At 71.8% G+C, this 9225-nt stretch carries 9 protein-coding genes; 8 read left to right on the forward strand and 1 reads right to left on the reverse strand.

The window, feature by feature from the left end; translation table 11 throughout:
• Positions 1 to 8: 8 nt before the first annotated feature.
• Positions 9 to 455, reverse strand: a complete 447-nt coding sequence (locus tag AB0M29_RS25895; protein ID WP_365386558.1) for a metallopeptidase family protein — start codon at positions 453 to 455, stop codon at positions 9 to 11.
• Between the two features lie 316 nt (positions 456 to 771).
• Here AB0M29_RS25895 and AB0M29_RS25900 point away from each other — a divergent pair, with 316 nt between their 5' ends.
• The 8 genes from AB0M29_RS25900 (at position 772) to AB0M29_RS25935 (ending at position 8857) form a co-directional block, all read left to right on the forward strand.
• Entirely contained in the window at positions 772 to 1194 is a 423-nt protein-coding gene (locus AB0M29_RS25900) for a DUF3499 domain-containing protein (protein ID WP_365386589.1), read from the forward strand.
• Between the two features lie 103 nt (positions 1195 to 1297).
• On the forward strand, positions 1298 to 2656 hold the full coding sequence (locus tag AB0M29_RS25905) for a phosphomannomutase/phosphoglucomutase (protein ID WP_365386560.1): 1359 nt from the start codon (positions 1298 to 1300) through the stop codon (positions 2654 to 2656).
• A 215-nt stretch (positions 2657 to 2871) separates the two neighbouring features.
• Positions 2872 to 3051, forward strand: coding sequence for a Trm112 family protein (locus AB0M29_RS25910; RefSeq protein ID WP_365386562.1), 180 nt, complete (start codon positions 2872 to 2874; stop codon positions 3049 to 3051).
• A gap of 28 nt (positions 3052 to 3079) precedes the next feature.
• The gene (locus AB0M29_RS25915) at positions 3080 to 4216 is read left to right on the forward strand and encodes an SIS domain-containing protein (protein WP_365386564.1); all 1137 of its coding nucleotides are present in this window, start codon (positions 3080 to 3082) and stop codon (positions 4214 to 4216) included.
• A gap of 4 nt (positions 4217 to 4220) precedes the next feature.
• The gene (gene manA, locus AB0M29_RS25920; RefSeq protein WP_365386566.1) at positions 4221 to 5423 is read left to right on the forward strand and encodes a mannose-6-phosphate isomerase, class I; all 1203 of its coding nucleotides are present in this window, start codon (positions 4221 to 4223) and stop codon (positions 5421 to 5423) included.
• 96 nt (positions 5424 to 5519) lie between these two features.
• Positions 5520 to 6479, forward strand: a complete 960-nt coding sequence (locus AB0M29_RS25925) for a cation diffusion facilitator family transporter (RefSeq protein WP_365386569.1) — start codon at positions 5520 to 5522, stop codon at positions 6477 to 6479.
• A gap of 236 nt (positions 6480 to 6715) precedes the next feature.
• On the forward strand, positions 6716 to 8167 hold the full coding sequence (gene ahcY / locus AB0M29_RS25930) for an adenosylhomocysteinase (RefSeq protein ID WP_365386571.1): 1452 nt from the start codon (positions 6716 to 6718) through the stop codon (positions 8165 to 8167).
• A 75-nt stretch (positions 8168 to 8242) separates the two neighbouring features.
• On the forward strand, positions 8243 to 8857 hold the full coding sequence (locus AB0M29_RS25935; RefSeq protein ID WP_365386574.1) for a hypothetical protein: 615 nt from the start codon (positions 8243 to 8245) through the stop codon (positions 8855 to 8857).
• The last annotated feature ends 368 nt before the right edge of the window (positions 8858 to 9225 follow it).

The following is a 9225-nucleotide window of genomic DNA, read 5'->3' on the forward strand; positions in this document are numbered from 1 at the left end:
GGGCCCGCTCAGTCCTCGCCGTACTTGGGGTCGACGTTCTCCGGGGACAGGCCCAGCAGCTCGGCGACCTGCTCGACGACGACCTCGTGCACCAGGAGGGCGCGCTCGTCGCGGCTCTTGGCGCGGATCTCCACCGGGCGCCGGTAGACCACGATCCGGCTGGGCCGGTCCTTGGCCGCGCCGATCAGCCTGCCCAGCGGTACGGCGTCGTCCCCCGACACCTCGGCCGTGTCCTGCGGCCACGGCACCTCCTGGACGGCGAACTCGACGTCGGCGAGCTGCGGCCAGCGGCGTTCCAGCCGGTCGGCGGCGTCCCGCACCAGATCGTCGAAGGCGTCCGCGCGGCTGGCCGCGAGCGGCACCTGGGGAGGCGCGATCGGTCCGCGCATCCCGCGTCCGTGACGGTCGCGGTGGCGCGGACGAGGTGCGGGAGGAGGAGGTACCGGGCTGTCCATCAGCGACGAGCCTAGCCCTCCGCGGAGGCCCGCACATCGCTGACACCACCGCGCACGCCACCGACACCGCGGTGACGTTTCCCGCGCCTGTCGCCGAAAGAGCGATGGCCGTCCGGTTTCGTTCGGACATCGCCACCAAGGAGACCGCATCTGGCCATAGATCAGGCGCATATGCGCCACGTGCTGACCGATCCCGGCACCCACCGATCACGCACAATTGGTACACCTTCCGTACACCTTTGCCTTCTGCCCAGGTCAGCGCGGTACGCACGGACGGCGTACCTGGTGGGGGCCGGGCACGACACGACCGGGTGACCTGGCGGAGAGTCGTCGCGGCCCGCTCAAGAGTGCGGTACCGTCCAACCTCGTGAGCCTTGTACGTCGCTGTTCGCGCACCGCTTGCGGCCGTCCCGCCGTCGCGACGCTGACGTACGTCTATGCGGACTCCACCGCCGTGCTCGGACCGCTCGCCACCTACGCCGAACCCCACTGCTACGACCTGTGCTCCGAGCACTCCGAGCGGCTGACCGCCCCGCGCGGCTGGGAAGTCGTACGGCTGGCCACGGACACCGGCCCGGTGCGGCCCAGCGGCGACGACCTCGAAGCCCTGGCCAACGCGGTACGCGAAGCGGCCCGCCCCCAGGAGCGGCCCCGGTCGGGACCCGGCCCCCGCGACATCGACCCGCTGGAGGTCGCCCGCCGCGGCCACCTGCGGGTGTTGCGCTCACCCGAGCCGTAGCGCGGGTCCGCCGACCCCTCCGGGGTAGGTTGTGATCGGTGTTCCGCCGCCCTCCTGGTGCCGCGGCGCCGTCCGACCGTTCCGCCAGACCCAGAGGTGTGCAGTGGCCGATTTGTCGCAGATCGTCAAGGCCTACGATGTGCGCGGCGTCGTTCCCGACCAGTGGGACGAGCCGCTCGCCGAGCTCTTCGGCGCGGCCTTCGCCACGGTCACCGACGCCACCGCGATCGTCGTCGGGCACGACATGCGGCCCTCCTCGCCCGGCCTGTCCAGCGCCTTCGCCCGCGGCGCCGCCTCCCGCGGCGCGCACGTCACCGAGATCGGGCTCTGCTCCACCGACGAGCTGTACTTCGCCAGCGGCGAACTCGCCCTCCCCGGCGCCATGTTCACCGCCAGCCACAACCCGGCGCAGTACAACGGCATCAAGATGTGCCGCGCGGGCGCCGCGCCGATCAGCCAGGACACCGGACTCGCCGACATCCGCGCGCTCGTCGAGAAGTGGTCGGAGACCGGCCTGCCCGCCTCCGACGCCGTACCCGGTGCCGTCACCCAGCGGGACGTGCTCGGCGACTACGCCACCTACCTGCGCTCCCTGGTCGACCTCTCCGGCATCCGCCCGCTGAAGGTGGTCGTGGACGCGGGCAACGGCATGGGCGGCCACACCGTCCCCACCGTCCTGGCGGGCCTGCCCGTCGACCTGGTGCCGATGTACTTCGAACTCGACGGCACCTTCCCCAACCACGAGGCCAATCCGCTGGACCCGAAGAACCTGGTCGACCTCCAGGCACGGGTCCGCGAGACCGGCGCCGACCTCGGCCTGGCCTTCGACGGCGACGCCGACCGCTGCTTCGCCGTCGACGAGCGCGGCGAGCCCGTGTCGCCGTCCGCCGTCACCGCGCTGGTCGCCGCCCGCGAGCTGGCCAAGAACCCCGGCGCCTCGATCATCCACAACCTGATCACCTCCTGGTCGGTGCCCGAGGTCGTGAGGGAACACGGCGGCACCCCCGTACGGACCCGCGTCGGCCACTCCTTCATCAAGCAGGAGATGGCCGAGACCGGTGCCGTCTTCGGCGGCGAGCACTCCGCGCACTACTACTTCCGCGACTTCTGGAACGCCGACACGGGCATGCTGGCCGCCCTCCACCTGCTGGCCGCCCTCGGCACCCAGGACGGCCCGCTGTCCGCCCTGGTGGCCTCCTACGACCGGTACGCGGCCTCCGGGGAGATCAACAGCACCGTCGCCGACCAGGCGGGGCGCACCGCCGCGGTACGGGCCGCGTTCGCCGGACAGGACGGCATCGGCTTCGACGAACTCGACGGGCTCACCGTCACCGCCGCCGACTGGTGGTTCAACCTCCGCGCCTCCAACACCGAACCGCTCCTGCGGCTGAACGTGGAGGCGCGCGACGCGGCCGCCGTCGACCGCATCCGCGACCAGGTGCTGGCCATCGTCCGCGCCTGACCGACCTGGCGCCGGCCACCGTCGGCGCCCGACCCCACCCCGCCTCGCCAGGGCCCGGCCGGAGTTGTCCACAGGCCGGGCACCGGCCGACTCCCCGCCGACCCGCTCGGAGATAGGCTGAGGGCACGCGCAGAACGCCATCGGCCCGCCGAGTGTGCCGCCGCGCGCGGCCCACCGCACCCCCGATCGCAGCACACCGCCCGGAGGACACCGCTATGCCGCTCGTCGAACCCAGCCTTCTGGAGATCCTCGCCTGCCCGGCCTGCCACGCACCCCTGCGTGAGGACGACGACGCCAGGGAACTGGTGTGCACCTCCGACACCTGCGGCCTCGCCTACCCCGTACGCGACGAGATCCCCGTGCTCCTCGTCGATGAGGCCCGCCGCCCCGCCTGACCAGGCCGCTTCCGACCGGGAGGTCGCGTTGTTCGACGAGTCGCTGCTCGAGGACCCTGAGGCGCTGGCCCGCGCCGACGGCCGGGGACTGCTCCTGGGGGTCGCCGCCGCCGGAGCCAGGGTGAGAACCGCGCTGCGGCTCGCCGAGGAGGCCGGACTCGGCGAACTCCGCCCGGACGGCCGCCCGCGGACCGTGCTCGTCGCGGGCAGCGGCCCCGACGCCGCGGCGGTCTGCGACCTGCTGGCCGCCGTCGCCTCCGCCACCTGCCCCGTACAGCCCCTGCACCCGGCCGGACCCACCCCGCAGGAATCGCGGTGGACCCTGCCCGGCTGGGCAGGACCGCTCGATCTGCTGCTGCTCATCACCCCGCACGGCACCGAGCAGGGCCTGACCGACCTCGTCGAGCAGGCGTACCGCCGCGGCTGCACCGCGGTGGCCGTCACCCCGCCCAAGGCACCGCTCGCCGAAGCCGTCGCCCAGGTCCGCGGCCTGGCACTGCCCTTCGCCGCGCCCTTCGGAAACGGGGCGGCGGACGACGACCTGGACCCCGCGGCCGACGCCGGCGCCATCTGGGCCCTGCTCACCCCGCTGCTGGCCCTCGGCGACCGGGTCGGCCTGCTCAGTGCGCCCACCAGCACCCTCTACGCGATCGCCGACCGGCTCGACGAGGTGGCCGCCCGCTGCGGACCGGCCATCGCCACGTACACCAACCCGGCCAAGACCCTCGCCGCCGAACTCGCCGACGCCCTCCCGCTGCTGTGGAGCCAGGGCCGGATAGCGTCCGCCGTCGCCCGCCGGTTCTCGACCATGCTCGCCACCCGCGCCGGACGCCCCGCCCTCACCGCCGACCTGCCCGGCGCCCTCACCGTGCACGGCCCGCTGCAGGCCAGCGCCCTGCCACTGGCCGCCGACCCCGACGACTTCTTCCGCGACCGCGTCGAGGACAGCGACAGCCTGCGGCTGCGGATCGTGCTGCTCCAGGAAGCGGCCGACCAGGCCGGATCCGCCGCACCCGCCGTCCGCGAGCAGGCGTACGCGCACGACACCCCGCTGAGCGAGATCGCCGCCGGCAACGGCAACCCGCTCGACACCGCCGCCGAACTGCTCGCCCTCGCCGATTTCGCCGCCGTTTACCTGGCCGTCGCCTCGGCCGAGAGAGCATGACCGGATGAACCGCCTCACCAACACGATCCGCCCCTACGCCTGGGGATCCACCACCGCCATCCCCGAACTGCTCGGCACGCCGCCCACCGGCGAACCGCAGGCCGAACTCTGGATGGGCGCCCACCCCGGCGCGCCCTCCCGGATCGACCGGGGCGCGGGACCCGTCGCGCTGGACGCCGTCATCGCCGCCGACCCGCGCGCCGAACTCGGCGAGGCGGCCGTCAAGCGCTTCGGCCCCCGGCTGCCCTTCCTGTTCAAGGTGCTGGCCGCGGGCGCGCCGCTGTCCGTCCAGGTCCACCCCGACCTCGCACAGGCCCAGGCGGGCTTCGCCGCCGAGGAGACCCGCGGCGTCCCGCTCGACGCCCCCGAGCGCAACTACAAGGACGCCAACCACAAGCCCGAGATGCTCGTGGCGCTCACCCCCTTCGACGGGCTCTGCGGATTCCGCCGCCCCGCCGACGCCGCCGACCTGCTCGACGGACTCGGCGTCCACTCCCTCGCGCCCTACGCCGACATCCTGCGCGCCCACCCCGAGGACCACGCCCTGCGCGAGGTCCTCTCCGCCGTCCTGTCCGCCGAACCCGAGGCGATGGCCGCCACCGTCACCGCGGCCGCCGAAGCCGCCGCCCGGCTGGCCGACGACCCGGCCAACCCGTACGCGGCGGACTACGCCGCCTACGCCAAGACCGCGCACAGCTTCCCCGGCGACCGCGGCGTCATCGCCGCGATGCTGCTCAACTACGTACGCCTGCAGCCCGGTGAGGCGCTCTACCTCGGCGCGGGCGTCCCGCACGCCTACCTCGACGGCCTCGGCGTCGAGATCATGGCCAACTCCGACAACGTGCTGCGCTGCGGCCTCACCCCCAAGCACATCGACGTCCCCGAACTGCTGCGCGTCGTCCGCTTCGCCTCCGGCGACCCGGGCGTGCTGCGCCCCGAGGCCGGCCCCGACGGCGAGGAGCTGTACGCGGCGCCCATCGACGAGTTCCGGCTGTCCCGCTACGTCCTGGCCGCCGGAGCCGACGCCCGGGCGCTCGACCCGGCGACCCCGCAGATCCTGCTGTGCACCCACGGCCAGGCCGAACTGCGCGACGGCGCCGGGAACACCCTCACCCTGGGCCGCGGCGAATCCGCCTTCGTCCCGGCCGGCGAGCGCACCGAACTGACCGGCGAAGGCACCGTCTTCCGGGCCACCGTCACCGCCTGACACACCCGTATCCGGCCCGGCTGCAAGAATGACCGTCCGCGGCGCCCCCACCGGCGCCGCGGCACGGCCGGGCCGACGAAGGGACATCCAGCACCTATGAGCGCGTCAGGCGGAACCAGGGCGATCGTCGCGGCGCTCAGCGCCAACCTCGCCATCGCCGCAGCCAAGTTCGTGGCCTTCGCGTTCAGCGGATCGTCCTCGATGCTCGCCGAGGGCGTCCACTCCCTCGCCGACTCCGGCAACCAGGCACTGCTGCTGATCGGCGGCAAGAAGGCCAAGCGGGCCGCCACCGAGGAGCACCCGTTCGGCTACGGCCGCGAGCGGTACATCTACGCCTTCCTCGTCTCCATCGTCCTCTTCTCCGTCGGCGGCATGTTCGCGCTGTACGAGGGCTACGAGAAGATCCGCCACCCGCACGCCATCGAGCACTGGTACTGGCCCGTCGGCGTCCTGGTCTTCGCGATCCTCGCCGAGGGCTTCTCCTTCCGCACCGCCATCAAGGAGTCCAACCACACCCGCGGCTCCCAGTCCTGGACCGAGTTCATCCGCCGCGCCAAGGCCCCCGAACTCCCCGTCGTCCTGCTGGAGGACTTCGGCGCGCTCATCGGCCTCGTACTCGCCCTGGTCGGCGTCAGCATCGCCCTGGCCACCGGAAGCGGCGTCTGGGACGGCATCGGCACCCTGTGCATCGGCACCCTGCTGATCGCCATCGCCCTGGTGCTCGCCGCCGAGACCAAGTCGCTGCTCCTCGGCGAGGGCGCCCGCCCCGAATCCGTGGCCCGGATCCGCGCGGCCGCCGTCGACGGCCAGACCGTCACCGGCGTCATCCACATGCGCACCCTCCACCTCGGCCCCGAGGAACTGCTGGTCGCCGCCAAGATCGCCGTACGCCACGACGACAGCGCCGCCCAGGTCGCCCGGGCCATCGACGCCGCCGAGGAACGCATCCGCGCCGCCGAACCCTTCGCCCGGGTGATCTACCTCGAACCCGACATCTACAGCGAGCAGGCGGCCGCCGCGGGACCCGACCCGGACCAGACTCCCGGGGGCCGCTGACCGGAAGCCCACTGGGGCGCACCCGCCGATCCGTGTAGCTTGGTGTCGTAGCCATACGTCGCTGCTGATGGCGGTCGGGCGGTCCCCCTCGTGGTGGCCGTCCGAGGGAGAGAGGGCCTCCGACGGATTGCGCTGCCGCAGGGGACAGGTGCGCCCGCTCGACGGCACACCCGACACGCCCCGCGGCCGCGTCGTATCCACATCCGCCTCGACCTCAGCAGCGAGGAGCAGCTCACATGACCACCACCGCCACCGACTTCAAGGTCGCGGACCTCTCGCTTGCCGCCTTCGGCCGCAAGGAGATCACGCTGGCCGAGCACGAGATGCCCGGCCTGATGTCCATCCGTGCCGAATACGCCGCCGCCCAGCCGCTGGCCGGCGCGCGGATCACCGGCTCGCTGCACATGACCGTGCAGACCGCCGTACTGATCGAGACCCTCGTCGCCCTCGGCGCAGAGGTCCGCTGGGCGTCCTGCAACATCTTCTCCACCCAGGACCACGCCGCCGCGGCCATCGCCGTCGGCCCGAACGGCACCCCGGACAACCCCCAGGGCGTCCCCGTCTTCGCCTGGAAGGGCGAGACGCTCGAAGAGTACTGGTGGTGCACGGAGCAGGCCCTGACCTGGCCCGGCACCGCCACCGGCGGCCCGAACATGATCCTGGACGACGGCGGCGACGCCACCCTCCTGGTCCACAAGGGCGTCGAGTTCGAGAAGGCGGGTGCCGCCCCGGACCCGTCGACCGCGGGCAGTGAGGAGGAGCAGTTCGTCCTCCAGCTCCTCAACCGCACCCTCGGCGAGAACCCGCAGAAGTGGACCCAGGTCGCGTCCGAGATCCGCGGCGTCACCGAGGAGACCACCACCGGCGTCCACCGCCTCTACGAGATGCAGCAGGACGGCTCGCTGCTCTTCTCGGCGATCAACGTCAACGACGCGGTCACCAAGTCGAAGTTCGACAACAAGTACGGCTGCCGCCACTCCCTGATCGACGGCATCAACCGCGCCACCGACGTCCTGATCGGCGGCAAGGTCGCGGTCGTCTGCGGCTACGGCGACGTCGGCAAGGGCTGCGCGGAGTCGCTGCGCGGCCAGGGTGCCCGCGTGATCATCACCGAGATCGACCCGATCTGCGCCCTGCAGGCCGCCATGGACGGCTACCAGGTCGCCACCCTCGACGACGTCGTGGAGATCGCCGACATCTTCGTCACCACGACCGGCAACAAGGACATCATCATGGCCGCCGACATGGCCAAGATGAAGCACCAGGCCATCGTCGGGAACATCGGCCACTTCGACAACGAGATCGACATGGCCGGCCTCGCGAAGGTCCCCGGCATCGTCAAGGACGAGGTCAAGCCGCAGGTCCACACCTGGACCTTCCCCGACGGCAAGGTCCTGATCGTGCTGTCCGAGGGCCGCCTGCTCAACCTCGGCAACGCGACCGGCCACCCCTCCTTCGTGATGTCCAACTCCTTCGCGGACCAGACGCTGGCCCAGATCGAGCTGTTCACCAAGCCGGAGGAGTACCCGATCGGCGTCTACGTGCTCCCCAAGCACCTCGACGAGAAGGTCGCCCGGCTGCACCTGGACGCGCTGGGCGTCAAGCTCACCACGCTCCGTCCCGAGCAGGCCGCCTACATCGGCGTGAAGGTCGAGGGCCCCTACAAGCCCGACCACTACCGCTACTGATCCACCGCGCGCCGGCCCCCGTCTCCCGTCCGGGACGGGGGCCCCGCTCATTCCCGAGAGACACCGAGAACCCCCATGCCCCGCGGCCGTTACTCGTTCCACGACACACACGACCACACCCCCCTCGGTGAAGAACACTTCCACTGCGCCACCGGACCCTCCGGCTGGCGCTACACCGCACAGACCACCGCACCCGGCGGCGGCCACGCGGGCTCGATCGACCTCACCATCGACGACCTCGGCCGCCCCATCCGCCTGGAGATGCACGCCGCCTCCTGGCAGGTACGCGCGGCCGCGCTCGACGGCGTCACCTGGGTCCGAACCGACCCCACCGGCGAACACGCCCAGGAGGGCAACGCCGCCGCCCACGCCTTCACGGGCGCCTCACCCGCCTTCCTGGTCGCCACGGCACGGCTGCTGCGCCTGACCCCCGGCGCCCCGGCCACCCGCGTGCGTCTCGTCTCCTTCCGGCCCCCCGTCCTCGCGCCACTCACGGTCGACCAGTCCTGGTCCTTGATCACCACGACAGCACACCCCACTGACAGCGGGCCGCTGGCTGTGGACGAGTACCGCGTGAACGACCTGGCCACCGGGGAACAGCACGACATCCACATCGCCGGCGACGTGGTCCTCGCGGCCCCGGGCATCGAGCTGGAGGACCTGGAGACCCCGCCGTCGACCTTCACCTGACGGACTGTCCGGCGGATGTGCGTAACCCGCCCGTCGCCTGCTAGTCTTCACTTCTCCCCAGGAGATCCATTGACATGGGTCGCCAGAGGAGGTAGATTTGAACGGTTGTCGCGAACTGGACTTGTCCAGTCGGGAGCAGCTAAGGTCTACATCGCCTCGCTCGACGAGACACCAACTCACCCAAGCCGAGAGAAATCTCAGTGCGGGTTTCCGTGTCTCCGCAAGAGCGGGTGGTAAATCCGACTGAAAAGCTTCTGCTAAAGTCGGAGACACCGAAGGGAAAGCCCGGAGGGGCCGGTGAAACGGTCCTGATGGAAGCTTCCGTTCCTTGAGAACTCAACAGCGTGCCAAAAGTCAACGCCAGATAT

Origin of the sequence: Streptomyces sp. NPDC051976, assembly GCF_040680795.1 — a bacterium.
Taxonomy (GTDB): Bacteria; Actinomycetota; Actinomycetes; order Streptomycetales; family Streptomycetaceae; genus Actinacidiphila.